The 26,987-nt window shown below is 59.3% G+C and carries 18 protein-coding genes and 1 tRNA gene; 16 read left to right on the top strand and 3 right to left on the bottom strand.

The window, feature by feature from the left end:
* Positions 1–791: 791 nt before the first annotated feature.
* The gene (psaA, locus tag NW830_RS10510) at positions 792–3,059 is read left to right on the top strand and encodes a photosystem I core protein PsaA (protein ID WP_414362660.1); all 2,268 of its coding nucleotides are present in this window, start codon (positions 792–794) and stop codon (positions 3,057–3,059) included.
* Positions 3,060–3,080: 21 nt separating this feature from the next.
* Positions 3,081–5,315, top strand: a complete 2,235-nt coding sequence (gene psaB / locus NW830_RS10505; protein WP_414362659.1) for a photosystem I core protein PsaB — start codon at positions 3,081–3,083, stop codon at positions 5,313–5,315.
* 111 nt (positions 5,316–5,426) lie between these two features.
* On the opposite strand, the gene argS is transcribed toward psaB, so the two are convergent.
* The gene (gene argS / locus NW830_RS10500; protein ID WP_414362658.1) at positions 5,427–7,223 is read right to left on the bottom strand and encodes an arginine--tRNA ligase; all 1,797 of its coding nucleotides are present in this window, start codon (positions 7,221–7,223) and stop codon (positions 5,427–5,429) included.
* Between the two features lie 451 nt (positions 7,224–7,674).
* Between argS and NW830_RS10495 the strand changes: the two genes are divergently transcribed.
* Complete coding sequence (locus NW830_RS10495; RefSeq protein ID WP_414362657.1) at positions 7,675–8,529, top strand: electron transfer flavoprotein subunit beta/FixA family protein; 855 nt, start codon at positions 7,675–7,677, stop codon at positions 8,527–8,529.
* 29 nt (positions 8,530–8,558) lie between these two features.
* Positions 8,559–9,671, top strand: a complete 1,113-nt coding sequence (locus tag NW830_RS10490) for an electron transfer flavoprotein subunit alpha/FixB family protein (RefSeq protein WP_414362656.1) — start codon at positions 8,559–8,561, stop codon at positions 9,669–9,671.
* Here the strand turns inward: NW830_RS10490 and NW830_RS10485 are convergent.
* Positions 9,668–9,961, bottom strand: coding sequence for a YggT family protein (locus NW830_RS10485; RefSeq protein WP_414362655.1), 294 nt, complete (start codon positions 9,959–9,961; stop codon positions 9,668–9,670). The genes NW830_RS10490 and NW830_RS10485 overlap by 4 nt on opposite strands.
* Positions 9,962–10,228: 267 nt before the next feature.
* Between NW830_RS10485 and NW830_RS10480 the strand changes: the two genes are divergently transcribed.
* The 11 genes from NW830_RS10480 to NW830_RS10430 all read left to right on the top strand — a co-directional run bounded on the left by NW830_RS10480 (position 10,229) and on the right by NW830_RS10430 (position 24,335).
* Positions 10,229–11,371: a response regulator gene (locus tag NW830_RS10480; protein ID WP_414362654.1), complete on the top strand. Its 1,143-nt coding sequence runs from the start codon at positions 10,229–10,231 to the stop codon at positions 11,369–11,371.
* A gap of 338 nt (positions 11,372–11,709) precedes the next feature.
* A complete protein-coding gene (locus tag NW830_RS10475) occupies positions 11,710–12,075 on the top strand; it encodes a response regulator transcription factor (protein ID WP_414362653.1) in 366 nt (121 codons plus the stop codon).
* Between the two features lie 97 nt (positions 12,076–12,172).
* A complete protein-coding gene (locus tag NW830_RS10470) occupies positions 12,173–12,691 on the top strand; it encodes a CheW domain-containing protein (protein WP_414362652.1) in 519 nt (172 codons plus the stop codon).
* A 160-nt stretch (positions 12,692–12,851) separates the two neighbouring features.
* Positions 12,852–15,176: a methyl-accepting chemotaxis protein gene (locus tag NW830_RS10465; RefSeq protein WP_414362651.1), complete on the top strand. Its 2,325-nt coding sequence runs from the start codon at positions 12,852–12,854 to the stop codon at positions 15,174–15,176.
* A 155-nt stretch (positions 15,177–15,331) separates the two neighbouring features.
* Positions 15,332–20,128: a response regulator gene (locus NW830_RS10460; protein ID WP_414362650.1), complete on the top strand. Its 4,797-nt coding sequence runs from the start codon at positions 15,332–15,334 to the stop codon at positions 20,126–20,128.
* A gap of 122 nt (positions 20,129–20,250) precedes the next feature.
* On the top strand, positions 20,251–20,877 hold the full coding sequence (locus NW830_RS10455; protein ID WP_414362649.1) for a DUF305 domain-containing protein: 627 nt from the start codon (positions 20,251–20,253) through the stop codon (positions 20,875–20,877).
* A gap of 112 nt (positions 20,878–20,989) precedes the next feature.
* Entirely contained in the window at positions 20,990–22,612 is a 1,623-nt protein-coding gene (locus NW830_RS10450) for an apolipoprotein N-acyltransferase (protein ID WP_414362648.1), read from the top strand.
* A 16-nt stretch (positions 22,613–22,628) separates the two neighbouring features.
* Positions 22,629–22,701, top strand: a tRNA-Thr gene (locus NW830_RS10445).
* 126 nt (positions 22,702–22,827) lie between these two features.
* Positions 22,828–23,436 carry a precorrin-6Y C5,15-methyltransferase subunit CbiT gene (cbiT, locus tag NW830_RS10440; protein ID WP_414362647.1) on the top strand — a complete coding sequence of 203 codons (609 nt, stop codon included), beginning with the start codon at positions 22,828–22,830 and terminating at the stop codon, positions 23,434–23,436.
* Positions 23,437–23,598: 162 nt separating this feature from the next.
* Positions 23,599–23,802 carry a hypothetical protein gene (locus NW830_RS10435; protein ID WP_414362646.1) on the top strand — a complete coding sequence of 68 codons (204 nt, stop codon included), beginning with the start codon at positions 23,599–23,601 and terminating at the stop codon, positions 23,800–23,802.
* Between the two features lie 281 nt (positions 23,803–24,083).
* On the top strand, positions 24,084–24,335 hold the full coding sequence (locus NW830_RS10430; protein ID WP_414362645.1) for a ferredoxin-thioredoxin reductase variable chain: 252 nt from the start codon (positions 24,084–24,086) through the stop codon (positions 24,333–24,335).
* On the opposite strand, the gene NW830_RS10425 is transcribed toward NW830_RS10430, so the two are convergent.
* The gene (locus NW830_RS10425; RefSeq protein WP_414362644.1) at positions 24,332–24,805 is read right to left on the bottom strand and encodes a phycobilisome protein; all 474 of its coding nucleotides are present in this window, start codon (positions 24,803–24,805) and stop codon (positions 24,332–24,334) included. The two genes, NW830_RS10430 and NW830_RS10425, sit on opposite strands and share 4 nt — an antisense overlap.
* A 209-nt stretch (positions 24,806–25,014) precedes the next feature.
* Here NW830_RS10425 and ftsH point away from each other — a divergent pair, with 209 nt between their 5' ends.
* Positions 25,015–26,931 carry an ATP-dependent zinc metalloprotease FtsH gene (gene ftsH / locus NW830_RS10420; RefSeq protein ID WP_414362643.1) on the top strand — a complete coding sequence of 639 codons (1,917 nt, stop codon included), beginning with the start codon at positions 25,015–25,017 and terminating at the stop codon, positions 26,929–26,931.
* The last annotated feature ends 56 nt before the right edge of the window (positions 26,932–26,987 follow it).

Raw genomic sequence — 26,987 nt, 5'->3', positions numbered from 1 at the left:
ATCCCTGCCCCGCAATTTCTTTATGCTACTGGGGTAGGCGCTGCCCTTCTGCGGCCAGACTGCGATTAGCTTAAGGAGCGAAACGGCCTTCGCTGGGCTAGCTACCAAGACCGGATAGCCAATCCTGGCCAGTTCTTCTATCTACCCCACAGGTATAGCTGGCTTCCGCAAAGCAGTAGCCAGGGACTCCAAGGACTGCGTCCCGCCGGCGCCAACGTAGCCCTGCAGGGGGCAAGCCTTGGCCTCTTCCCCAGCACCGGCGGGGAGACTCAGAGCACTTTCCCCTGCCGCAAAGGGTAGAACGCCGCCCCCCTGCCTTGGCAGACAGCTGCCGCTAGCCCAAGCAGCAGGAGAAAATCTGCGCGTTGCCGGCCTTAACAGTGCTCGGGCAGCTCTGCGGTGGCAGCTCCCTAAACTCAGGGTAGTGCTTGGAGCAACCTGCTCTCTCTGGTGCAACCTGGCGGTTGGTGGGGAACCTCCTACCCTGCGGTGGAAGCGAGCTTGCAGACCCCCATCGGAGTTGCTTGCAAGCGGCACTTCTTCTCCAGGGCTTCCGCGCTGCGTTTTTGGGTGAGCTGCAAGTTCGTTACAGTTACAACCGTGATTGAGGAAGGGATCCCCAGCTTGCCGTAATTCCAGTGAGGCAGGGGATCCCTAGGTTTAATTATTGTGAAGCAACGGGGGGCTCCCAAAGGCTGACCTATAATGCCAGGTAAGTCCCGCCCTGGGAAAATACCTAATTTTGCCGGGGCGGGAGTGCTTCGTTCCTGGTTGCAAGAGAGGAGTTCTTGATGACAACTACACCCAAGGAGCGAGAGCCAAAAGTCAAGGTTGCGGTTGATATTGATCCAGTTCCCACCTCGTTTGAGAAATGGGCCAAGCCAGGGCACTTTGATCGCAGCCTGGCGCGGGGGCCCAAGACCACGACCTGGATCTGGAACCTGCATGCTCTTGCTCATGACTTCGACAGTCACACCAGCGACTTAGAAGACGTCTCTCGCAAGATCTTTTCTGCGCACTTTGGCCACCTAGCGGTGGTCTTCGTCTGGCTGAGCGGCATGTACTACCACGGCGCTCAGTTTTCCAACTACTCCGCTTGGCTGGCTGATCCCATCAATGTCAAACCCAGTGCCCAAGTGGTCTGGCCCATTTTTGGCCAGGAGATCCTCAATGGCGATGTGGGCGGCGGCTTTGAAGGGATCCGCATCACGTCGGGCCTATTCCACCTCTGGCGGGCTGCCGGCATCACCAATGAGTTTCAACTCCTCTGCACCGCTATTGGGGGCTTGGTGATGGCTGGCCTCTGCCTGTTTGCCGGCTGGTTCCACTACCACAAGCGGGCTCCCAAGCTGGAGTGGTTCCAGAACGTGGAGTCGATGCTCAACCACCACCTGGCGGGCCTGCTGGGGCTGGGTTCCTTGGCTTGGGCCGGTCACCAAATTCATGTGGCCATCCCCATCAACAAGATGTTGGACGCGGGGGTGCCGGCGGCTCAGATCCCTCTGCCCCACGAGTTCATCCTCAAGCCGGCCCTGATGAAGGAGATGTTCCCCAGTGTGGATTGGGGCTTCTTCAGCGGGGTGGTGCCTTTCTTTACGTTGGACTGGGGCAAGTACGCGGAGTTCCTCACCTTCAAGGGGGGCTTGGATCCGCAAACCGGCGCCCTCTGGCTGACGGATCAGGCCCACCACCACCTGGCCATTGCGGTGCTCTTTATCGTGGCGGGCCACATGTACCGCACCAACTGGGGCATCGGCCACTCCATTAAAGAGATCCTGGAAGCCCACAAGGGCCCCTTCACCGGCGAAGGCCACAAGGGTCTCTACGAAGTGCTGACCAGCTCCTGGCACGCCCAACTGGCCATCAACCTGGCCATGGTGGGATCCCTGAGCATCATCGTGGCCCAGCACATGTACGCCATGAACCCCTACCCCTACATGGGCATCGACTACGCTACGCAGATCTCCCTCTTTACCCACCACATGTGGATAGGGGGGCTGTTCATTGTTGGCGGCGCTGCCCACGGGGCCATCTACATGGTGCGGGACTATGACCCGGCGGTGAACCGCAACAACGTGCTGGATCGGGTAATCCGCCACCGCGACGCCATCATCAGCCACCTGAACTGGGTGTGTCTGTTCCTGGGCTTCCACGCCTTCGGCTTCTACGTCCACAACGACACCATGCAGGCGCTGGGCCGTCCGCAGGACATGTTCTCGGACACCGGCATTCAACTGCAGCCCATTTTTGCCCAGTGGATTCAATCCCTGCACACCAAGGCCATCGCCAGCACTGCTCCCTACGTGGGCGCTTCGGTAAGCCCCATCTTCGGCGGCGACGTGGTGGCCGTGGGCGGCAAGGTGTCCATGATGCCGATGGTGTTAGGCACGGCGGACTTCATGGTGCACCACATCCACGCCATGACCATCCACATCACGGTGCTGATCCTGCTCAAGGGAGTGCTCTTTGCCCGCTCTTCCCGCCTGATCCCGGACAAGGCCAAGCTGGGCTTCCGCTTCCCCTGCGACGGGCCAGGCCGCGGCGGCACCTGCCAGGTCTCCGGCTGGGATCACGTCTTCCTGGGGCTGTTCTGGATGTACAACGCCATTTCAATTGTGATCTTCCACTTCAGCTGGAAGATGCAGAGTGACATCTGGGGCACTGTCAACCCGGACGGCACGATTGAGCACCTCACGGGCGGCAACTTTGCAGCCAGCGCCATCAACATTAACGGCTGGTTGCGGGACTTCCTGTGGGCGCAATCGGTGCAGGTGATCAACTCCTACGGCTCGGCGCTGTCGGCCTATGGGCTGCTCTTCTTGGGCGCCCACTTCATCTGGGCCTTCAGCTTGATGTTCCTGTTCAGCGGTCGCGGCTACTGGCAGGAGCTCATTGAGTCGATTGTTTGGGCCCACAACAAGCTGAAAGTCGCTCCGGCCATTCAACCCCGTGCCCTGAGCATTATTCAAGGGCGGGCGGTCGGTGTGGCCCACTACCTGCTGGGCGGAATCGTCACCACGTGGGCGTTCTTCCTGGCACGGTTTGCCGCACTCGGCTAAGGCAAGGAGGAAGAGAAAATCATGACAACTGCAACTCGTTTTCCGCAATTCAGCCAAGACCTGGCTAGCGATCCCACCACTCGACGGCTGTGGTATGGCATTGCCACTGCCCACGACTTTGAGACCCACGATGGCATGACGGAGGAGCGGCTTTACCAAAAGCTGTTTGCCACCCACTTCGGCCATCTGGCAATCATCTTCCTGTGGGCCTCGGGCAACGTCTTCCACATCGCTTGGCAGGGCAACTATGAGCAGTGGGTGGCCAACCCCACCGGCGTCACCCCCATTGCCCACGCCATTTGGGATCCCCAATTCGGCAAGGCGGCGGTGGAAGCCTTCACCCAACCCGGCAGCAGCGGCCCTGTCAACGCAGCCTACTCCGGCCTCTACTACTGGTTCAACACGATTGGCCTGCGCACCAACGGCGATCTCTACATTGGTGCCATCGGCCTGTTGTTGTTGGCGGCGGTGTTCCTGTTTGCCGGTTGGCTGCACCTGCAGCCCCGCTTCCGGCCCAGCCTGAGCTGGTTTAAGAATGCTGAGGCCCGCCTCAACCACCACCTGGCCGGCTTGTTTGGGGTCAGCTCGCTAGCCTGGGCAGGCCACCTCATCCATGTGGCCATCCCCGAATCGCGGGGGCAACACGTGGGCTGGGACAACTTCCTAACTACGCTGCCCCACCCGGCAGGACTGAAGCCCTTCTTTACCCTTAACTGGGGGGTGTATGCCCAGAACCCAGATACGGCTAACCACGTCTGGGGCACGGCAGAAGGGGCAGGCACAGCTATCCTCACCTTCTTGGGCGGCTTCAACCCCAACACCCAGTCCCTGTGGCTGACAGACATGGCCCACCACCACCTGGCCATTGCCGTAATCTTCATCGTGGCGGGCCACATGTACCGCACCAACTGGGGCATCGGTCACAGTATCCGCGAGATCCTGGGTGCCCACAACCCGCCCAAGGGTACGCCCTTCGGGGGCTTGCTGGGCGAAGGGCACAAGGGCCTCTACGACACAGTCAACAACTCCCTGCACTTCCAGTTGGCGTTGGCGCTGGCCTGCTTGGGGGTGGTGACCTCGCTGGTAGCGCAGCACATGTACGCCCTCAACCCCTACGTGTTCATGTCCATGGATCACACCACGGAGGCGGCTCTCTACACCCATCACCAGTACATTGCTGGATTCTTGATGGTGGGGGCTTTTGCCCATGGGGCCATCTTCCTGGTGCGGGACTACGATCCCGAAGCCAACAAGAACAACGTGCTGGCGCGGGTGCTGGATCACAAGGAGGCGATCATTTCCCACCTGAGCTGGGTATCGCTGTTCTTGGGCTTCCACACGCTGGGGCTGTACGTCCACAACGATGTCATGCAAGCCTTCGGCACGCCGGAGAAGCAGATCCTAATTGAGCCAGTGTTTGCTCAGTTCATTCAAGCTTCCCACGGCAAGATGCTCTACGGCATGAATGTGCTGTTGTCCGATCCCAACAGCATTGCCTCTACAGCTTGGCCCAACTACGGCAATGTGTGGCTACCGGGCTGGCTGCAAGCCATCAACGATCCCAATGGGTTCCTCTTCCTGCCCATTGGTCCTGGTGACTTCCTGGTGCACCATGCCATTGCCCTGGGCCTGCACACCACTACCTTGATCCTGGTCAAAGGGGCGTTGGATGCCCGCGGCTCCAAGCTAATGCCGGATAAAAAAGACTTCGGCTATAGCTTCCCCTGTGATGGCCCGGGTCGGGGCGGCACCTGCGACATCTCTGCCTGGGATGCTTTCTACCTGGCCATGTTCTGGATGCTGAACACCATTGGCTGGGTCACCTTCTACTGGCACTGGAAGCACCTGGCGATCTGGAGCGGCAACGTTGCCCAGTTCAACGAGAACTCCACCTACCTGATGGGCTGGCTGCGGGACTACCTCTGGGCCAACTCTGCCCAGTTGATCAACGGCTACAACCCCTACGGCATGAACAACCTGGCGGTTTGGGCCTGGATGTTCCTGTTCGGCCACCTGGTGTGGGCTACGGGGTTCATGTTCCTCATCTCCTGGCGCGGCTACTGGCAAGAGCTGATCGAGACGCTAGTATGGGCGCACGAGCGCACCCCCCTGGCCAACTTGATCCGGTGGAAGGATAAGCCAGTGGCCCTGTCCATTGTGCAGGGGCGCTTGGTAGGTCTAGCACACTTCACGGTGGGGTACGTGCTAACCTACGCAGCTTTCCTCATTGCCTCGACGGCTTCCTTGTCCGGCTAACTGCCGAGCTGGGGCAACTAAAGGGATCCCCTCGGGGGATCCCTTTTTTTGCCTCTACCTAAACCTTGGGTAGGAACAGGCCATGGCTGGAGTCGGAGCCAGGCGGAGGTTTTACATGGACTCAGGGGCGCTAAGGCCGAGGATACCGGTAAGCACGTTAAACAAAACCTGCCGCGTAGCCTGTACCAGTTGGATGCGAGCCTGCGCCAAGAAGGGATCCTCTTTCAAGAGGGGTATGATGCGGCAGTTGTCGTAAAACTTGTTGAAATCGGCAGCAAGGGCTTCTGCGTAGCGAATGATTTTGTGGGGGGCGCGTTCTTCGGCAGCGGCAATCAGTTCATCTGGCAGGGCCAAAAGGCGCAGCAGCAGAGCCCGTTCTTCGGTTTCTTTGTAAGGCAGTTTTTTGTCCTCAGTTAAAGTAACGGTGTTGGTTAGCTCCACCTTTTCTTCTTCCTGTAGCCGTCGCAACAGGGTACAGCAGCGAGCGTGGCTGTAGTGGACATAAACCACCGGGTTATCGAAAGTTTGCTGGACAGCCAAATCCAAATCAAAGTTGATGGGGCTGTCCATGCTATTGCTGAGCAGAAACCAGCGCGCTGCATCGACCCCCACGCCAATTTCTGGATCCTCGATGAGGTCGTTTAGCGAAACAAAGTTGCCGGTGCGCTTGGACATGCGCACTTCCACTTTCTGGCCAGTTTCTGGGTCAGCTTTAAACAACTTGACGAATTGGCCAATGAGGATTTCCAACTTCACCTCTGGGTTGAAGGCCGCCACCGCTGCCCTTAAGCGAGCAATATAGCCATGGTGATCCGACCCAAGGATATTGATCAGCCGCTGGTAGCCCCGCTGCACTTTGTCGCGGTGGTAGGCAATATCAGCAGCTAGGTAGGTAAAGGAGCCATCGGCCTTCTGTACGACCCGATCCTTGTCGTCGCCAAATTCTTGGGTTTTGAAGTAAACGGCCTCTTCGGCCTCTGGCTTGGGATCCTCACCTCGCGGCGCTTTAGCCTTGTAGAGAAAACCGCGCTCTTGCAGCTCTTGCAAGGCCTGCTGGATTGCGCTGAGGCCTGTTTGGGGATCGGGGGTGTGCAGGCGGCGCTCGCTAAACCAATGATCGAACTCGGTGCGCAACTGTTGCAGAGTCTGTTTTTGCCAGGCCAGGATTTCCCTATAGGCAAACTCCGTGTATTCCTCCAAGCTAGCGGGCAGAGGGCGGATCCCGGCCTGCACTTGCTCCAGCAGCCGCCGGGCAATGTCGATCAAGTAACTGCCGTGATAGCCATCTTCTGGCAAGACTACCTCTTCGCCCTGGAGTTGCCGCACTCGCACCTCCAGGGACTGACCTAAGAGGCGCATCTGATTGCCGGCATCGTTGATGTAGAACTCCCGCTCCACCTGGTGTCCTGTCCAGCGCAGCAGGTTAGCCAGGGTGGAGCCAACTGCAGCCCAGCGCCCATGCCCCACGTGCAGCGGCCCTGTGGGGTTGGCGGAAACATATTCCAGCAAGATGCGCTCAGGATGGGGAGTGGCTGTCTTTCCGAAGTCTTCCCCTAAGCTCAACAACTCTTGCAATCGCTCGGCCAAAAAGGGATCTCCCAGCCGGAAGTTGAGATACCCTCCCCCCGCCACCTCTGTTTCAATATCCGGCAAATCCAAGTGTTTTTGCAGGGTTTGCGCAATCTGAGTCGGCGCCAGGCGACAGAGCTTGGACATCCCCAAGGGAGTGGGACAGGCGTAATCGCCATAGCGAGGATCGCTCGGGATCTGGACAACTGGCACCACGCCAGCCGCCTGCTCAGGAGTCAGGGATCCCAGTTGCCCTGCTGCTGCTGCCCGTTGAATACTTTCGGCCACGGCAGCGGCGAGAAAGCGAATTAGCGAGGTCGATAGAGGTTGAGTGACCATGGTGAGGGTAGCAAAACACTCTGCAAAAGCTCAACTTGGCACCGACGGGTGTCTTGATTTTACATAATTGTTTACCTCGGCCAGCCTGTGGGCTGGGGGGATGACAGAGCCGGAGCTCCAAGGGGTAAAGATTAACCCCGCTATTTTGGCAAAGTCCCCTCCCCCGTTAAACGCTGCTAGGTTGGTGGCATGAAGTCCGTTGCTGCTTAATCTTAACTGCAACCAACAGCACTTTACTTGGAGATAAGAAACTTGAGGACCAAGAAGCCGTCCTCTACAAATTGGTGGCTTGGAGATTTCGCTCTATTGGCTTACAAGGGAGGCCTCTCTGGCAAGCTTGGAGAGGGAGCCAAGAGATCAACGGCAACAGCGAATCACAGCTAACTTAAACCCGGGATTGATCCCAAAAAAAAGCCAAATAAGTGTTGTGGGGTAGGAGATCCCTTCTACCTTGGAGGAAGTTCGTAGGGAGCGGCTGCCCTTGGAAGCCTTTGTTTTGATTAAGCAAGTTCCCGACCCTAACAGCAAAACCGGCATCAACAGTGACGGCACCATTGACCGGACCAGGGCCAAACGGATGTTAAACCCCTTTGATCGCTATGCCCTGGAAGCAGCTCTACAGACCAAGCGACAGCACGGAGCCCGAGTAACGGCAATTACCATGGGGCCACCGCCGGCCATCGAGGTGCTCTACGAGGCCATTGCCCACGGCGTGGATCGGGGCATTTTAATAACCGATCGCCGCCTGGCTGCTTCGGACACTTTAGCCACTGCCTACACTCTGGCCCAGACAGTTCGCTATGCGGGCCAGCCTGATATCCTCTTCTGCGGGCTGCAGACCACCGACGGGGATACAGCCCAGGTGGGGCCCCAGCTGGCGGAGCGGCTGGGGATCCCTCAGGTTACCTATTGTGAGGCTTTCGAGATCCAGGAGGGAATCTTGGTGGCGCGGCGGGCCATTGAGGGGGGATCCCAGACGGTGAGGGTGCCCCTGCCGGTTTTGGTGACGGTGGCCAACACAGCGCGGCGTTTAGCCTACCCCACCCTGCGTGGCATGCGTCGGGTGCAGCAGCTCCTGCGGGATGAGGCAGCGCGGGCCGAGGTTATCCAGATTCTTAGCCTAGACGACGTAGGAGCCGATCCAGAGCGGTGTGGTCTCAAGGGATCCCCAACCATTGTGGCCGCTACTGAAAAAGTAGGGGAAATGGGCGGCAATTGTCAGGTCTTTCAGGGACAGCCGGTGCCCCAACTGGTGCAACAACTCACCCAAGCGGTTGACTTGTTCCGCTACACCCTAACCTCTTAGCTTCCCACTCTTAAGAGGAGTCCCACCTTATGGAGAGTAAGCGGGTAGTGGTCTTCGCCGAGCAGCTAGACGGGGAGTTGCAGCCCATTGGGCTGGAGCTGCTAGGAGCAGGGCGACGGCTGGCTGACAAGCTAGGAGGGATCCTGAGCGCCCTTGTCCTAGGGCACAGGATTGCCCATCTGCCCCCGCTCCTCATTGGCCATGGGGCGGACCAAGTCTTCATTGCCGATCACCCAGAGTTGGCCCAATACCGCACTCTGCCTTACCGCCGCGTCATCCTGGATCTCATCAAAAGCTGGCCTCAGCCGCCCCACATCCTGCTATTTGGCGCCACCACTACGGGCCGAGACCTGGCCCCCCGTTTGGCGGCCCACCTGGAAACAGGCTTGACCGCTGATTGCACTGAGCTTGACATTGGTCCCTTCGAGTACACCAACAGCCGCGATCCCAGCAAGTCCGGTTTCTTCCCCGACTGCCTATACGCCATTCGGCCCAGCTTTGGCGAGTCCCTCAAGGCCCGCATCCTCGGCCCCTGGAAAAAGCCGCAAATGGCCACGGTGCGCCCTGGCGTGATGCTGCCCTTGCCCTGGGACGGATCCCGAAAAGGGGAGGTGATCCCAGTGCCCGTCAACTTGGAGCCGGAGGATCTCCAGCTGCAAATTGTGGAAACGGTGCGCAACCTCTCCCAGGCGGTGGATCTCAGCCGGGCTAAGGTCATCGTTGCAGGCGGCTACGGCCTGGGATGCGCCGAGGGCTTTGAGCTAATAAGGGAGCTGGCCGCCTGTTTCCCCAACAGCGCCGTTGGCTCCTCCCGCAAGGCGGTGGATGCCGGCTGGATCCCCTATGCCCACCAGGTGGGCCAAACTGGAAAGACTGTCCGTCCCCAGCTCTATATTGCCTGCGGCATTTCGGGAGCCATCCAGCACCGGGTTGGTATGGACAAGTCTCAGACCATTATCGCCATCAACAAAGACAGCTCTGCCCCCATCTTTAAGTTTGCCCACTATGGCATCGTCGGGGATCTCTACCAGGTGGTGCCCGAGCTAATCCGGCACCTGAGGCAGGTCCAGGAGGAGATCCAAGAAGGGGCCAATGGCCAACAACTTTTCCAGAGCGGGATTCCTCTCTTCCAGAGGCCCTAGAAGGCCTGGTGCAGGGCCAGAGTCAGCAGGCCCTGCTGTCCCAGCAACAGCTCCCGCAACAGGGTAACCAGGCCCACCCACACCACAGGCGCCAGGTCCACCCCTCCCAAAGGCGGGATTAGGCGGCGTGTCGGGCGCAACAAAAACTCCGTCAGGCTAACCACCAGGGAGTAGGGTAAGCGGGAAGTATCCAGCTGCGGATACCAGGACAGGAAAATGCGCAATACAAACAAGACGGTGTAGAGCGCCAGCAGTGGGCCCAGCACCCAAGTGGTGAAAATGAGCAGCATTGCTTTTGCAACAACTAAGTTTCAGGGGAGGCTCTCCCTCCATTCTGCTCTAGGGAGAGCCGCCTGTGCGGATCCATTGGCTTGCTTTCAAGCCGGAGGGGAGTCCTTTGGTTGCTGAAAAGGGATCCCTGGAGCCACTTCCAGCCAGTTCCAACTGGAGAGCGCGGGGAATCCCAAAGAATCCCCAAAAAGCTCCCCTTGTGGGATAGCAGCAAGAAAGCTAGCGTCATAATGGTCGTATCTTGCTGGACTGCAGGCAGGAATCCCATGCAGGGAAGGTTACAAGAAATCGATATCCGCAGTATCCTTCAGCTCATTGAGCTGGGCCAGCGCACCGGTGAGCTTTTCGTAGAGGCCGGCCCCTCGGTTTACTGGTTTGTCTTCTTCCTAAATGGGCGGATCATCTACGCCTCTGAAGGCGAAGGCAACATTGCCCGTCTCAGAGACTACCTGCACCGCTTCAAGCTCGAAGCCGCCTTAGACGAAGTTCAGATGCCTCCCAAAGCAGCAGTCAATGCCCCCGAGTATAGCCGCCTCTGGTCTTTGCTGGAAAACCACAAGCTCAACCCCAACCAGGGCAAGCAAATCTTGCTGGGCATGGTGCGGGAAGTCCTCTTTGATCTGCTCAGCCTCCACCATGGCTCCTTCATTTTCGAGGCCGGCCCTCCCCTGGCTCCGCAATTAACCACCTTCCCTGTCACTCCCCTGCTCACCGAGATGGTGACGCAAGTGCAGGAGTGGAAGAAGCTGTACCCCTACATCCAAGCCCCCAACCAAGCCCCCACCATCGTCAATCCCCTACCGCTCCAGCAAACCCTGCCTGCTCCCGTCTTCAGAGCCCTGAGCGAGTGGTCCAACGGCAAAACCAGCATTCGCCAGATGAGTCGCTACCTGGGCCGAGATACCTTGGCAGTGGCCAAAGCTCTCTATCCCTATGTGCAGCAGGGGGCAATTCACTTGTCAGAGCCTGTCTCCCCTGCCAATCCCCAGCCCAGCCGTCCCCTCAAGCCCAGCGACAGGCCTGCCCACATCCTCTGCATCGACGATTCCATGGCCATCCAGAAAACCGTAGAGTTCATCCTGCAAAACAAGGGCTACCAGGTCACTACCATTGGCAATCCCCTCAAGGCCCTGGGACAAGCGTTTCTCCTCAACCCTGACATGATTCTCTGCGATGTGGCCATGCCCAAGCTGGATGGGTATGAGCTGTGCGCCATGTTGCGCAAGTCCAGCCAGTTCCGTGAAACCCCCATCGTTATGCTTACTGGCAAGGATGGTTTTGCCGACCGAATTAAGGCCCGCATGGCCGGCGCTAACGAGTTTCTGGGCAAGCCCTTTTCTGAAAAGGAGTTGTTGACCGTCGTCGAATCCTACGTGGGGCCACCCCCCAAAGGGAGCAGCGGCGAATAGGCGTTGGAACAGCCAAACTAGAGGTGAAGTGCTAGACAGAGGAGGGCTGCACCAAAACAATAGAGCACTAGTAGGGCTGGTCCAGAGCCATAGAGCTGGGCAAGAAGCCTTAGTTGCAACAAGCCAACAGCTGTGGAGGTGCAGGCAATGGGCAAAAGGCTGGTGTACCCGGAGGCCATGCAGGAATAGCTAAAAGCACCAAGTTTGGGCCCCACCATTGAAATCAAGTGGGCCAGGTGCCATTCGGGAGCTGCCTGAGTAACCAAACCTTTCAAGCGCCAAGAGCTCCTGGCTAACCTTAAACAGCAGTTGCAAGGGATCAAGGAGGACAGCCAAAGATGAGTCGCATTTTGGTGGTAGAAGATAGCCAGTCCCAGAGGGAGATGATCAGTAAGCTGCTGCAGGAAAACGGCTTCGAGGTAATGACGGTGGGAGATGGAGTGGAAGCCGTAGAGGCAGTGAAGCAGAACAAGCCCGACCTGATTGTGCTGGACATTGTCATGCCCCGTATGAACGGCTACGAGGTGTGCCGTCTTCTCAAGTCTGACCCGCTTACTCAGAACACTCCAATTGTTATGTGTTCTTCCAAAGGTGAAGAAGCTGACCGCTACTGGGGGCTCCGCCAGGGAGCAGATGCCTACATCGCCAAACCTTTTCAGCCCCAGGAACTGGTGGGTACGATTAAGCAATTACTGAGAGGCTAGGGACCGCCCATCCCGCTTCTGGGCCTTCCAGCAGAGCCCAAGAGGACTCTAGGCCCTGGGCAACCTCTCCAGAAGACCATCCCTATGGGGGAGCATCATGGTTGGGGATCTGGACTTATTGATAGGGGATGAAACCCAAGAATTGCGAGAAATCGAGGCTCCTGAAGGGGAGCTATTCCTGAAAGTCAAGCTTGTCACCGGCGAAGAATTTGCCCTGCCAGCAGTATCGGTTGTGGAGGTAATGAGCATTGGCCCTGAGAAAATTACCCCCATGCCCAATGTCGCGCCGGTTCTGCTGGGCACGCTAAATTTGCGGGGCGAAATCATCTGGGTTGCCGACTTGGGGCAATTCCTGGGGATCAGCCCACCCCTGAATCTTGACCGCACTGAGCTGCCGGTGGTGGCTGTGATGGATCAGCAGGATTTGGTGATGGGGTTGGCTGTGGACTCCATCGTGGGCATGGAGTGGCTGAAAACTGAATTGGTGCGGCCTGTTCTCCAAGCGCCTGAGTCGCTGGCTCCTTTCTTGCGGGGAGAATGGGTAGTGCCAGAAACAGGAGCCCACTTGCCGCTCTTGGATCCGTCGGCCATCCTAAGATCTAACCGTTGGGGTTGATGGGCAGCCGGGCTATGAGCTGGTCAAGAGAAAGCCCCCTAGGAAGGGGAGGGGAGCATCCTTGGGGGCGTCTGCCCTGCTTCTCGGTTCTGAAGGGGTGAGTTCCGCGGAGTTGGGTTAAGGCAGCAACGAAGCTAGCCCCGTAGCAAAGGGAGGAACTATGGTTTCCAGTGCAGACAATCAGAGAGACTTTGCCAAGGCGATGGCTGCTTTCTGGCAGGGGAACTACGCCGAGGCAGTACAGCTGTTTAGCCAGGTGGCCGCTGCTCAACCCCAGGATACGGCCGTCAAGTTGCTGCTGGCTTCAGCTCAGAAACAGGCAGGGCAATTGCTGGAAGCCCGTTACACCTATGATAGCATCCTCAAAACGGCCAGCGATCCCGAGGAGCTAGAGGCAGCCCGCAGGGGCCTGGAGGAGCTGTTGCAGATGGCACCGGAGCTGGCGGATGTTCCTCCTTTCCCGCAGTTTCAGGAGGGGTTTGTTGCTCAACCGGAGGAGTCGGATCCCTTTTCCCAATTTGTGGTCGAGGAGAGGAGGGAACTCGAGGCGGATCCCCTTGCCAGGGAAAGCCCCAGCTTTGCCGCGCCACTCCCAATGGAGCCAGCAGCTTCGTTGGGTTTCTCTCAGCCCCTGCCTACGACTCCTCAGACGAGGGGAGAGAGGGATCGAGGAGAGGCTCAGACAGATCCAGTCGTCGAGGACGACTTTGCTTTCCTCAGTGAATTCGAGCAACAGCTGCAGGATCTGGAAAGTGAGGCCACTACTCAATTGGCTAGCGATGCGGATTTTCCAGACGAGAGGGGTTTCTCACTTCCCCCGTTCGCGGTAGAGGAGGGGGGATCCCTAGAGGAGAGCTTGCCAACAGAATTGGCTGCTCCCATGAGTGAGCCAATCCCTGCCCCTGAAGAAGACACGACCAGCGTTGCCTCCGCCTCTTTCGAGCTCGGTGAGCTGGACCGTCTGGATCGCGAGCTGGCTGGCATGGAGCCCAGCGAGCCAGCGGCCTTTTCTCCCGAGGAGGGCAAGACGGGAGAGACGAGTAAAACGGTACCAAGCCTGCCTACGCTCACTGTTCCTCTCCCTAGCCTATCCGGGCAGGAACTGCCTAGCCGACTGACGGCCAATCAGTTGACGCTGGCGCTGATCCAAGGAGCTGTGAGTTTGGCTGCTGGCTTGGTCATCGGCCTTGGGATCCCAGCCAATGGGGGAGCCCGCTGGATTGGGGGGGTCATTGGAGGGGGAGTTGTCGGCGCAGGAGTTGGGGCTGTACTGGCGGCTAGCAGTGCCAAACGCATTCACTCCACTGCCCAAGAGCTGTCCAACCACTTCGCCGCCCTGGCCCAGGGGAATTTTTCCGTAAGAGCAGAGGCGAGAGGAGAGGACGATCTGGGGCGCTTGGCCAATAGCTTTAACCAAATGGCCGCCGCCCTTGAGGCCCATTTTGCCGATCTAAGCCAGCGGGCTGCCGAGCAAGGCCAAGCCAAGGAAGACTTGCAACGGCAGGTAATTCGCCTCCTGGATGATGTGGAGGGGGCAGCCCGCGGGGACTTGACGGTGCGGGCGGAGGTCACTGCCGATGTCCTCGGCGCTGTTGCTGACTCTTTCAACCTGACCATCCGCAGCCTGCGGGACATTGTGATCCAAGTGAAGCGGGCTGCCGCCGCTGTCAACGAGGCAGCTTTACAGAGCGAGGACTTTGCCCGCAACCTTTCTGCCGACGCCCTGCGCCAGGCGGAGGAGATTTCCAACTTCCTTGACTCCATCCAGGAAATGACGAACTCCATTCAGGAGGTGGCCAACAACGCCCGCGAGGCAGCCAATGTCACTGCCCAGGCCACAGAAGCAGCTGCCCGGGGTGGAGAAGCAGTGGATCGCACGGTGGCCAGCATCCTGGAAATTCGGGAAGTGGCAGCAGAGACAACCCGCAAGGTGAAACGCTTGGCAGAATCCTCGCAGGAGATCTCCAAGATTGTGGCTTTGATCTCACAAATTGCCTCGCGCACCAACCTGCTTGCTCTCAATGCCAGTATCGAGGCTGCTCGGGCCGGCGAGGCTGGACGAGGCTTTGCCATCGTGGCTGACGAGGTGCGACAACTGGCTGACCGGTCTGCCAAAGCTTCGAAAGAGATTGAGCAGATTGTGCTGCAGATCCAGTCGGAAACCAGCAACGTCATGACAGCCATGGAGGAGGGGACGCAGGTGGTTATAGAGGGAACAAGGCGGGCCGAGCAGGCCAAAAACAGTCTGGATGAGATCATCAAGGTCAGCCAACAGATCGATGGGTTGGTACGAGCCATTTCTGACGCTACCGTGCAACAAACAGAGACCTCCCGCGCTGTAGCCCATCTCATGCAGTCAGTGGCGCTGACGGCCAACGAGACGTCTGAGGAAGCGCAGAAGGTGGCTGCCTCGCTTCAACAGCTGGTGAGCATTGCCCGTGAGCTCCAAGCTTCTGTGGGTCGCTTCCGCGTGGGAGATGAATGAGTAAACTTGCTTGTTCCGAGGGCATTCTAGGGAGTAGGGATCCTGCTGCCCCAAGCCAGTCCCCCTTGTCGGTTGGAGAGGAAATCAGGGCAGAGGAAAGGGTTCTTTTGCTATGACTAATGGATACCTATGGGCTGTAGGAGGAGCCTCCTGCCATGGATGAAGAAGCGCAAAAGCGAATTCTCAACTATTTCATCGAAGAGGCCCGCGACCACTTGGCCACGATTGAGCAGGGTCTCCTCAGCTTGCGGGACACGATTAGCAATCCCGAGCAGATCAATGAGCTATTTCGAGCTGCTCACTCCATTAAAGGGGGAGCAGCCATGCTGGGTCTTGCCAGCATTCAGCAAACAGCCCACCGCCTGGAAGACTTTTTTAACATCTTTCGCTCTCGTCCGGGCGAGGTGCCGGTGGATCAGCATTTAGAAACGCTGCTGCTGCAGGTTTTTGATGGTCTGGCAGCGCTGTTGGACGAGCTGCAGAGTCCTCAGGGCCTCACGCAGGAGTTCAGTGCCTCCACTTTGGCAAGACTAGAGCCGGTCTTTCAGGAGGCTGGAAAGCACATTCAGAGTCTTCTTGGGGAAGGCCCGCCCTCTGTTCCTGCTCCGGCTAGTGCCCCCGGGTCGACAGGTCGTAGCCTCCAACAGGAGATGGCGGAAGTGGTGCCGCGGCAGTTGCGGCAGATGTTGGAGCTGTTCAAGCGGGGGGATCAGCCGGGCGTACGCGAGCAGTTGCGGGAGGCAAATGCTGTCCTCAAGCAGATAGGGCAGGCCCATCATCTAAGAGGCTGGCAACAGCTGACGGAAACTTTCGAGCAAGCTCTGAGCAACCCCAATGCCGAACTGCGAACGTTGGCGTTGGTTGCCCTGCGGGACTTGAAGCAGGGACAGCAGCTTATCTTGGCAGGCAGGGCTGAGGAGGTGAGCGCCTCTGCAGAATTACAGCAACTGGCCCGCCTGACAGCGCCTCCTGCACCCGCTGATCCCTTGGAAGAGGTCATCCATCAGCGGATCCCGGCCCTGCTGCGCCAGATGCTGGAGCTGTTCAAACGGCCCGACGACCCAGCTACGCGGCCTGCCTTGCAGAGGGTGGCCCAATCCCTCCAGGAGGTAGGGCAGGCGGAGGGTGTGGAGCTGGGCGGCTGGAGGGCCCTGACTTGCCTGATTGGGGAGATTTTGGCGGATCCTGCCCAGGATTTACGGCAGGTGGCTCTGCCGGTTCTGCGAGATTTGAAACAGGCTCACCAGGCTCTGGCCAGCGGAGCAGCGCATACCATCCAGCCCTCCTCTGAGTTGTTGGCCTTCCGCCCTGTGCCACCGGCCCTTGAGGAGCCAGGGATCCCCACCTCCTTCGACCTGGGCCCCGTTGGAGAGCCGGAGCCGCTCTTCTCCGAAGTCGGGAGCACGGTTGCCCCGGCAGCAGAACCCTCTGCCCTCGACGGGGGCCAAGAGGTAACCCCTGTCGCAGCAGCCCCGCACGCCGAGGAGGCGGAGAGCCTACTGGCAGGCGAGGAGAGCTCCACCGAGGCTTTGCCAGAGGAAGACTGGCAAGTAGCCGCCGATCTTGCCCAAGAGGGCAGGGCTGCGCCGGAAGAAGCTGCAGCAGCGCTTGGGGGGTCGCAGGAGGGGCTGGGCTTGAGCCCCGGCGACTTCGACGCTCCTCCTTTGGGCCTGGAAGCAGAAGCCTCCTCAGCCTTTGAGGAGCTGTTTGCCAACGCAGAGCAGCTATCGAGTATTGAAGAGCCACCGCCGGAGCTGATCCCTCCTTCCCCTGAGCTCTCCTCGGCAGTGTTCGAGGAGCTGAGCCTAGAAGAGGGGGGAGGGGAAGCAGATCTAGCAGCGCTATTTGCGGAAGTAGTAGGTGAAGCGGCAGCGGAGACGGGCTCTGCTGCCATCCCCGACCTTGCGGCTACAGGTGGCGGCGTAGAGACCCCGTTTGAGCTGGAGGAGCTGGCCGTCGAGAGTTTTCCCCGGCAAGACCTGTCTCCCTTGCCTAACTTTGAGGTGACTCCCGAGGTAGAGCTTGGGACGGAGGAGGAGGGATCCCCTGCTGAGGAGAGTCTGGAGCCAAATCTGGCCTGGTCGGAAGCTTTTAAAGCGGCAGCTGAGCAGTCTGAAAGCCGCGATGAGCTAGAGGTTGCAGCAACCCCGGACTTCACCGCTGAGCTAAGCCTGGCCGAGCTCTTTGCCAGCGAGACAGGGGAGACTGCAGAAGACCAGCTGCTGCTGGAGCAGATGTTCCCAGCCCCCGAAGAAGAGCCCTCTGCAGAAGCCACGGCCTCCTTCCCTGAGGATGCTTTCAGCCGCCTCGAGGCTTTATTTGCCTCGGAGACCGAGGCCGAAGAGCTGGGCAGGGTGGGAAGTGAACCTGCATCAGCCATGGATACCGATGGCGATGGCCAGGTCGACCTAGAGGAGCTGAGCCATTTCTTTGCTGAAGCAGCAGACACCCAGGAAGACCTTCCCCCTGAACTGCCTGACTTAGAGTCCCCACCAGCAAGCCACCTAGCTGCAGAGGTTCTGCCAGAGGTAGCAGACCAGGCAAGCGCCCTGCAACCACTAGAGGAGGAGCTTGCCAGGCAACTGGAAAGCCTATTTGCCGAGGATGAGCCCTCAGCTGCCCCGAGCGCAACTGTTGCTGAAGGAGAGATCCAGCCTTTAGCAGAAGAAGATTCAGAAGTCTCTTCTGCCCCCAGCTTAGACGATCTGGCCGCCCTCTTTGATGTTGCCGAGCCAGCAGTGACCCCTGAGCTGGAAGAGGCCATTGCTCCCCTCGTGGGATCCCCTGCAGCCGCAAGTGGCGAGGTCGCCGACGATTTCGCAGCCCAACTGGAATCCCTCCTGGGCGATCTCGAGGTTGCCCCCCAGGCCTCGGCAGCAGCGCCGGCGCCTTCTCCCCCCGCTGTCGCCACTGCCCCGGCACCCCCCGCTCCGGCAGCAGCCGCCCCCCCGACAGCGGCTACCCCAGCCCCACCGACCCCACGGCGATCTGCCCTCAGCACCCCTGTGATGCGGGTGGAGGTGCGCCACCTCGACTTCATCAACAACTTGGTGGGAGAGCTGGTGGTTATTCGCAACAGCATAGAGCAAAACCAAACTCGCCTGCGCCAGTTTCTCGAGAGCCTACTGGCCCGGGTGCAACAGCTAGGGGAGCTGGGCCAGCGCATGCGGGATCAGTACGACCGCTCGTTACTGGAAGCGGCGCTGTTCTCCAGCCGCAGCAGCCCAGTAACAGTGGAGTTAGGCCGGAACGGCGAGAGATCCAGCCGTGCAAGAGTGGGCCATTCCATAGGGCAGGAGTTCGACAAGCTGGAGATGGACCAGTTTACGGCCTTCCACGCCCTGGCGCAGGAGATCATCGAGCTCATTGTGCGGGTGCGCGAGTCTTCCTCCGACATCGAGTTTGCGGTGGACGAGGCAGAGCAGATCACCCGCCAATTCCGGCAGGTCACCAGCCAGCTGCAAGAGGGCCTGAACCGGGCGCGCATGGTGCCTTTTGCGCAAATTGCCGACCGGCTGCCCCGGGCTGTTCGTGACCTCTCCCTCAAAACAGGTAAGCAGGCCAGCCTGGTGGTGGAAGGCCGCGACACCCTCATCGACAAAGCCATCCTGGAAGAGCTTTCCGACCCGGTGACTCACCTGGTAAACAACGCCCTAGTGCACGGGATCGAGCCTCCTGAGGAGCGGCGCCGCTTGGGCAAGCCCCCAGAGGGCAAGATCACAGTCAGGGCCTTCTATCAGGGCAACCAAGCCATCCTTGTTGTCTCTGACGACGGGGCTGGCATCCCGGTGGAGAAAGTCAAGGCCAAGGCGCAAAAGCTGGGGCTGCTGTCGGAGCAGGCAACCGAAGACGAAGTATTCAACGTTCTCTTCCACCCCGGCTTTAGCAGCCGTGAGGCCAGCGAAGTGGACGATCTGGCGGGGCGAGGGGTTGGCTTAGATGTGGTGCGGCGCAACATCACCAAGCTGCGGGGCAGCATCCAGGTGGATTCTGTGCGCGGCAAGGGTACCACCTTCACCATTCGCCTCCCCCTCACCCTGAGCATTTCCAAGGCGATGGTGTGTGTCAGCGACAAGGCCCTGATTGCCTTCCCCCTCGACGGGGTCGAAGAGATGCTGGATGTTCCCGTCGACGAGGTGCAGTTGGATGAGCAGGGGCGACCCACCATTCCCTGGCGGGATCAGCGTCTTCCCTTCCAGCCCCTCTCCAGCTTGTTGTCCTACAGCCGTAGCCATAGCCGCAGCCGCTCGGAGGTCTATAGCATTACCCAAGAGGAGGGCATCCTGCCCATCGTTGTCCTCCACAGTGCTGGCCAGTACTTGGCCCTGCAGGTGGACAGCTTTGTCGAGGAGCAGGAGATCGTGATCAAGCAGCTGCGCGGGCCTGTGCCCAAACCTCCTGGCATTTCTGGGGCAACGGTGCTGGGCAATGGCCGCGTGCTGCCAATTGCCGATGTCCTGGAGCTGATGGACATGGCCCAAGGCCGCCGTCGCGAGCTCGTCCGCCTCTGGTTAGACCGTCGGGCCGAGGAGCCGCAGGCTGAGGAAACCCATCAAACCACGGTGCTCATTGTGGACGACTCGATTGCGGTGCGGGAGCTGCTCTCTATGTCCTTCCAAAAGGTGGGCTACCGGGTGGAGCAAGCCCGCGACGGCCAGGACGCCTGGGAAAAGCTTCGCGGTGGCTTGCGCTGCGATCTCATCTTCTGCGACATTGAGATGCCGCGCATGGACGGCCTGGAGCTGCTCTCCCGCATACGGGCAGACAACAACCTCAAGCATATTCCGGTAGCTATGCTTACCTCGCGGGGGGCAGAACGGCACCGGCAGACAGCCCGGGAGCTGGGAGCAACTGCTTACTTTACCAAGCCCTACCTGGAGGAGGAGCTGCTCAGCGCTGCCGCCCGCATGCTGCAAGGGGAGTACTTGTTAGCCCCCAAGCCGACCTCCTGAGTGGACAACTCCCCAGCCCTCCCTAGCGGGGAGGGCTGGGATCCAACAACCAGAGCCAGCCTATACCCTGAGCTGCGGGCTGGAGACCTCAAGTTCGTCTTACGGGAGAGAGGAGCATGCAGTTGAGCAAGAGGATCTGGGGCCTTCTCCTGGCCAGCGGGTTTGCCCTTGGGGCTCCCTTGGCCAAGGAGGAGTTGAGGGCAGAGGTCAACAAGGGGGATCCCTCCGCCCACCTAGCTCATCAGCTCAGCCTTGGCCCTGCAGATGACTCTTTTGATCTGCGCTTTATCGACGCCATGATTTTGCACCACGAAGGGGCCGTGCTCATGGCGGAAGAGGCCCTGCAAAAGTCCCGGCGGCGGGAAATTCGTCAGTTGGCCAAAGCGATCCTGGCCACCCAGAGCCAAGAAATCAAGCAGATGCAAAGCTGGCGGCTGAAGTGGTATCCGCAAGCTCCCCAGAATCCCGTCATGTGGCATGAGGAGATGGGCCACCAGATGGCGATGACGCCGGAGATGGCTGCTGCCGCACGCATGGCTACCGACCTGGGATCCGCTGACCCCAAGTTTGACCTGCGCTTTCTGGAAGCTATGATTCAGCACCACGAGGGGGCTCTCGCCATGGCCCAGGAGGCCCTGGAAAAATCCAAGCGCCCCGAGATCCGACAACTGGCAACAGCCATTGTTACCACCCAGCAGGCAGAGATTGAGCAAATGCGGGCCTGGCAACAGCGGTGGTCTCCGCAGTAGGGCTGCTGGGACAGTTGGCAAGCTTCAGCAGGGTCTGGGAAGATGAGGGGAGGCGAGCAAGGTCGGCTCCTGCTGCTGTCCCCAGTACCCAAGGGATTCTCCTGCATTGCCAATGGCCCTAGAGCTGCCCTCCCTGCCTCAACACCTGGATTTGCTCCCACCGGTTCGCCAAAACCCAGGATCCCGAGGGTTGGCGGGGTTAACCGTTTTGCTGCTGTGCTTGGGATCTCCCAACCGCTGGCTGCACTGGTTTCCGGGAGCGCTGCTGGGGCTGGCGCCCCTGTTTCACCTTTGCGAACAACGACAGGGGTGGAGGCGCTGGCGTTTGGCCTATGGCCTGTGGTTGTGCGTGTGCCTGTACGCCTTCTGGGTAGATCCCTTCTCCCTTCAGGTGCTCAGCGCTTGGGAGATCCTGGGGGGAGCAGTGGTGGCCCCCCTGATCCCTCTGTTTTTCACAACGGCCACAGTCTTAAGTTTGCAGCTGAGCCAGCCACTTCCCCCCTGGGCCCGTCCCCTAGGCCTAGCCACGGTCTGGACGGGCTTGGATGGGCTGTTGGGCTTGCTCTGGTGGCCGATCCCCTTTCATTGGGGATCCCTGCTCTTTGACTGGCCCCTTGGGATCCAAATTGCCGATCTCACTGGGATTTGGGGAGTGACCTTTTTTGCCGTGTTCGTCAACGGCGTGGTTTGGCAGCTGGCCGAGCAGCTCTGCCGCCAGTGGCGGGCGGAGGGATCTTTAAGGGGGGCACTTGGCTCGGGGGCCAAGAACCCAGATATCTGGCCCACGCTGGTCTGCGGCTTAGGTGTAGGGGGGCTGGTCCTAGCCTACGGCAGCCTGCGGCTGGCCTACTTTGATGCCTTGGCGGCGGAAGGGGCTCCCAGCTTTCGCGTGGGGGCGGTGCAGCAGGTGGCCTGGCTGGAGGCGGATCGCAGTTGGGACTACCGCAGCGAGCGCTACCGGGAGCTGCATCAGCTTTCGGCCCAGGCGGTGGCCGAGGGGGCGCAGTTGGTGATCTGGCCGGAAGGAGCCCTGCGGGCCCGATTACTGAACACCCCCCTGCAACCCTATGTGATTGAGCCAATGCAGGTCATCCTCCCTGCAGAAGGGGCCTTGATTACGGGAGCCACGGAGCCGGATCCCCGCACAGCCCACCTGCCGGAGGAGGAGCAACGGTTTTTCAACACCGCCCTCCTCTTTGACGCCCGGGGCCAAGTGCTGGATTGGTTTGGCAAGCAGTGGATCTTCCCCTACTTTGAGTCAGGGCGCTACGTGCCCTCCCCCGATGGCTATCGGCCACTGGCGGGAGGAGAGCTGTTTGGGCCTTTGGGGGTGATGATCTGCCTGGAGAGCGTTCTGCCTGCCCCCAGCCGAGCTCTGACCCGCGCGGGAGCCGAGTCCTTGATTGTCATCTCGGACGATAGCTGGTTTGGCAACAGCCACTGGCCGCTGCTCCACGGGCGGCTCTCGGTTTTCCGGGCGGTTGAAAACCGGCGCAGCGTGGTCTTCGTCAACAACACCGGCGGCAATCTAGTGGTGGATCCCTCCGGTCGAATGCAACGGGTGGGCCCGATTTTTCAGCGCGGGGTGGTCAGCGGAGAGGTCAGGCGGCAATCTCAGGTCACCTTCTACACGCGCACGGGGGATTGGCTGGCTTGGCTGACCTTGGGTCTCTCTTTGGGATTGGGGTACTGGGGATCCCAAGTTAGGCCAGGATGCGCTAAAATCCCCAGGTAGAGTAAAAGCCTTCCTTGCTGATGTAGCTCAGTCGGTAGAGCAGCTCACTCGTAATGAGCAGGTCATCGGTTCGAGTCCGATCATCAGCTTCCCAGGCTGCCTTAGCTTGAGGGAGATCTTTGGGGTGGGAGGGGGATAGCTAGAAGAGTCGTGGACTACCCCCTTATCCCCCAGGCTAAGGGGCAGGTTTATCTTCCCGGCCCCGGCTTTTGGCAATGGCAATTCCTTTTCCTTGGCCCTACCGCACCCCCGGCATCCCAGACTCTGCCTTTGAGCGGATCCCAGGGATCCCCATGAGCCCTCGTGAGGTGCGGGTGCTGGTGCTGAGCCAGTTGCGCCTCGGGGAAGACCACTGCTTGTGGGATATTGGTGCCGGGACAGGCACCATTGCCATCGAGGCGGCCGTGCTTTGCCCTCAGGCTTGCGTAATTGCCATTGAACGAGATGCCGAGGTGGTCAGCCTCATCGAGAGCAACTGCGAGAAATTCGGCCTCCGCAATGTGCGGGTTATCCAAGGTACTGCCCCCGAGTGTCTGCATCAGCTTTCCCCCCCACCCGATCGCATCTGCATTGAGGGAGGCCATCCCCTCCGCCAGATCCTGGAGGTTGCTTGGCACTATCTCAAACCCAACGGCCGCGTCGTGGCCACCACCAACTCGCTGGAAGATCTCTACGGCCTCTCCGCCGGCCTAGCAGCTGTGGGAGCCCATCATGTTGAAGTTATCCAGGCAGCAGTGAACCGTCTGGAACCGCGAGGCCGCACCCAGCTGTTGCTGGCTCTGGATCCCACCTTTGTGTTAAGTGGAGAGAAAGGCTCTAAATAGTCTGAGAGGATTCTTTTCTAATTCTTGCAAAAATTTTTCTAAAGCAATAGAGCTAGACCAGGCTGAGCTATTAGAAAAATGCAAACCTTAAACTATACCAATGTTTCTGGCTCCAAGGATCTAATTTGCTCCTATACCATAGACGGAGAGCTGGGCAGGGCTATGGATAGATTTCACACTCCCTTTCCGGAGTCGCAGGCAGTAAGGCTGCGGCAACTGTTGATTCGAGAACGCTGGCCGGAGATGCTCAAGGGCTGCCGCGCCTGCATTCACTGGGATGATCTTAAGCGACCCGAGTGCTGCGGCGACTGTGGCATTGGCGATCGCCGCCGACAGGAGGTGAAGAATCACTCTTCAGGCATCTAGGTCAAGCCAATGACCAGGGCAAAATTCCATCCCAGGGGTTACTTTTGCCCAACTACCCTGGACCAGGGAAGGGAAGAAGAAGCTAACGGGCCGGCGGGGCTTCCTAGGCTTACAGCGCAGAAGGACCCCAGTAAACCCTAGTCGCTCCGGGATCCCAGAGAAGACAAACTACTGCACCGATCCCTACACATTTCTCCACATTCTGCAGCTGTTGTTAGGAATTGAGGTAGAGTACTCCCAGAGAATTCCTGCGATTGTCTGCCTCTTCGGGAGGGCAAAGGATGAAGGTGGGAGATCGAGTACGGGTGCGCACCAGCGTGATTGTCTATCACCACCCGGAACATCGCAATCAACCGTTTGACCTCAAGGGCATGGAGGGAGAAGTAATAGCTGTAATCCGGGACTGGAATGGTCGTCCCGTCAGCGCCAACTTTCCCTTTCAGGTGCAGTTTGGTAACAAGTTCAGCGCCCACCTGCAGGCGGAGGAACTGGAGCTGATCAAGGCGGCCCCCTCTCCGGAAACGGCTGCCTAAGGAAGACCTAGCAGGGTGCGGTTGGTTTCCAAAATTGGCTGGATCAGAGCAAACTCCGCAGGGGTGAGGTACTTGGCAATTACCTCCTGCAGGAGGCGGTAAGTAGCCTCGCAACTGCGCTGCGTACGGAAGGCCCGCATCAAGGTCTGAAACCAGTAGAGGAATCGCTCCTTGTAGCGTTGCTCATCGTCCAAAAGCATGGCCAAGGCCGAAAGGCGCAAGACCCGGACCGTGTCTGCTTTCCACTTGTTGCGGAAGTCTTCTACCCCCCGCATGAGCAAATAGGGATCCAAAGCGCGCAGCTTGGCCTCCACCTCGCTGATGATCTGGGCTTCTGCCTCCTGAATTTTGCGGTAGGCGCTCAGCCGCAACTCGAAAGAGGCGAGGTAGGCCTCCATGAACTGCACCTCCTCGTCGCGGAGATAGCGACCGTCGGCGGCCAGGCTTAGTTGGCGCAGCTGAGTCAGCATAGGGATAGATCAGGAGGAGGAGGGCATCTGCCTGCTTCTGATTCTAGCGGCAAGTCTAGCCTCAGAAGGTGCGCCATTCTTTGGATGCTTCGCTTTTAGCCATCTCCTATTTCCGCTGGCTTCTCAGCTAGGTTAATATTGGTTAATAGTTCGCCGGTGGGCCCCAGGCACCATTGGATAAGAAGCACCTTTTGGGAGGAAACACTTCCGTGAGTCAGAAAGGTAAAAACAAAAAATGGCGGAGTGCGGGCTTGTATGCCTTGCTGGCCATTGTCTTGATCTCCCTGGCCACAACCTTCTTCGGCAGCCGCCCGGCTGAGCGCTTGGAGATCAGCTACTCCGACCTGATGAGCCGTGTGGAACGGGGTGAAGTCAGCAAGGTTTTGGTTGAGGTTGCCCCCGATGGTCGCCAAATTGCCATTGCCGAGGTGGAGATCAACAATCGCGCTACTCGAGTGCAGGTCAATCTCCCCCCCCTCACTCCTGACTTTGAAAACACCTTGGTTGCCAAGGGAGTAGAACTGGCAGTGCGCCCTGTTCAAGATGAGGGTTTGCTGGGGCGCCTTTTTAGCACCTTCTTTCTGCCTATTTTGCTGCTGCTGGGTCTATTTTTCCTGCTACGGCGAGCCCAAAACGGCCCTGGCAGTCAAGCGCTTAACTTCGGTAAGTCCAGGGCGCGGGTGCAGATGGAGCCGAAAACCCAGGTTACCTTCAACGATGTGGCGGGCGTAGACCAGGCCAAGCTGGAGCTGGCGGAGGTGGTGGACTTTTTGAAAAACCCTGAGCGCTACAACGCTCTTGGGGCAAGGATCCCTCGCGGAGTGCTGCTGGTTGGCCCTCCAGGCACCGGTAAAACCCTCTTGGCCCGCGCTGTGGCCGGGGAGGCAGGGGTGCCTTTCTTCTCCATTTCCGGCTCCGAGTTTGTGGAGATGTTTGTGGGAGTGGGGGCCTCGCGAGTGCGGGATCTGTTCGAGCAGGCCAAGCAAAATGCCCCCTGCATTGTCTTCATCGACGAGATTGATGCCGTTGGTCGGCAGCGGGGAGCTGGCTTGGGAGGTGGCAACGACGAGCGGGAGCAAACTCTCAACCAGCTGCTGACGGAGATGGATGGCTTTGAGGGTAACTCCGGTGTCATTGTTATTGCAGCTACCAACCGTCCCGATGTGTTGGACGCGGCGCTGCTGCGACCGGGGCGTTTTGACCGCCAAGTAACAGTGGATCGCCCTGACTTCCAGGGCCGCCTGGAGATCCTCAAGGTGCACGCCCGCGGCAAAACCCTGGCGGCCGATGTGGATTTGGAGAAGTTAGCCCGCCGTACCCCTGGGTTTACCGGTGCGGATTTGGCCAACCTACTCAACGAGGCAGCCATCTTGGCAGCCCGCCGCAACCTTACTGAGATCTCAATGGACGAGATCAATGATGCGGTGGAGCGGGTACTGGCCGGCCCAGAGAAGAAAGATCGGCTCATGAGCGAGCGGCGCAAGGAGCTGGTGGCCTACCACGAGGCGGGCCACGCCTTGGTGGGATCCCTTCTGCCCAACTACGATCCCATCCAGAAGGTCACCATCATCCCCCGCGGCCAGGCGGGCGGCCTTACCTGGTTTGTGCCCAACGATGACGATATGGGCCTGACTACCCGTGCCCATCTGAAAAACATGATGACTGTCGCCCTGGGCGGACGGGCAGCCGAAGAGGTGGTTTATGGGGAGGCGGAGGTAACCACGGGGGCAGCTAGCGACCTGCAGCAGGTAGCTCGTATTGCCCGTAACATGGTGACTCGCTTTGGCATGAGCGACCGCCTGGGCAATGTAGCCCTGGGCCGCCAGTACACCAACATCTTCCTGGGCCGCGAGATTGCTGCCGAGCGGGATTTCTCCGAGGAGACAGCCGCCCTCATCGACGAGGAAGTGCGGCGCCTGGTTAACGAAGCCTACCAGCGGGCTATCTATCTCATCCGGGAAAACCGCGCCCTCCTGGATCGCATTGCCCGCCGTCTGGTGGAGGCCGAAACCATTGACGGGGAAGAGCTGCAGGCACTCATCGATAGCTCCGAAGTGGTGATGCTGCCGCCGGAGGAGGAGCCAGAGCCCCTGAATCTTCCTGTAACCGTCAACGCCAGCGTCTAGTTTCCAGGGATCCCTGCCTTTTCCCTTGAGGAGGGTAGGGATCCTTCCCCTCTGGG

This window comes from Synechococcus sp. OH30, assembly GCF_047462175.1.
GTDB lineage: Bacteria > Cyanobacteriota > Cyanobacteriia > Thermostichales > Thermostichaceae > Thermostichus.
Note: the sequence above shows the minus strand (reverse complement) of the source record. Positions and strands in the feature narration are given on the sequence as shown.

Coding starts and splice junctions, on each gene's coding strand:
- NW830_RS10465 (WP_414362651.1), top strand. CDS start 12,852: ATGGTTTCCAGTGCAGACAATCAGAGAGACTTTGCCAAGGCGATGGCT.
- NW830_RS10475 (WP_414362653.1), top strand. CDS start 11,710: ATGAGTCGCATTTTGGTGGTAGAAGATAGCCAGTCCCAGAGGGAGATG.
- NW830_RS10485 (WP_414362655.1), bottom strand. CDS start 9,961: ATGCTGCTCATTTTCACCACTTGGGTGCTGGGCCCACTGCTGGCGCTC.
- NW830_RS10430 (WP_414362645.1), top strand. CDS start 24,084: ATGAAGGTGGGAGATCGAGTACGGGTGCGCACCAGCGTGATTGTCTAT.
- NW830_RS10450 (WP_414362648.1), top strand. CDS start 20,990: ATGGCCCTAGAGCTGCCCTCCCTGCCTCAACACCTGGATTTGCTCCCA.
- NW830_RS10435 (WP_414362646.1), top strand. CDS start 23,599: ATGGATAGATTTCACACTCCCTTTCCGGAGTCGCAGGCAGTAAGGCTG.
- psaA (WP_414362660.1), top strand. CDS start 792: ATGACAACTACACCCAAGGAGCGAGAGCCAAAAGTCAAGGTTGCGGTT.
- argS (WP_414362658.1), bottom strand. CDS start 7,223: ATGGTCACTCAACCTCTATCGACCTCGCTAATTCGCTTTCTCGCCGCT.
- psaB (WP_414362659.1), top strand. CDS start 3,081: ATGACAACTGCAACTCGTTTTCCGCAATTCAGCCAAGACCTGGCTAGC.
- cbiT (WP_414362647.1), top strand. CDS start 22,828: ATGGCAATTCCTTTTCCTTGGCCCTACCGCACCCCCGGCATCCCAGAC.
- NW830_RS10480 (WP_414362654.1), top strand. CDS start 10,229: ATGCAGGGAAGGTTACAAGAAATCGATATCCGCAGTATCCTTCAGCTC.
- NW830_RS10490 (WP_414362656.1), top strand. CDS start 8,559: ATGGAGAGTAAGCGGGTAGTGGTCTTCGCCGAGCAGCTAGACGGGGAG.
- NW830_RS10425 (WP_414362644.1), bottom strand. CDS start 24,805: ATGCTGACTCAGCTGCGCCAACTAAGCCTGGCCGCCGACGGTCGCTAT.
- NW830_RS10470 (WP_414362652.1), top strand. CDS start 12,173: ATGGTTGGGGATCTGGACTTATTGATAGGGGATGAAACCCAAGAATTG.
- NW830_RS10460 (WP_414362650.1), top strand. CDS start 15,332: ATGGATGAAGAAGCGCAAAAGCGAATTCTCAACTATTTCATCGAAGAG.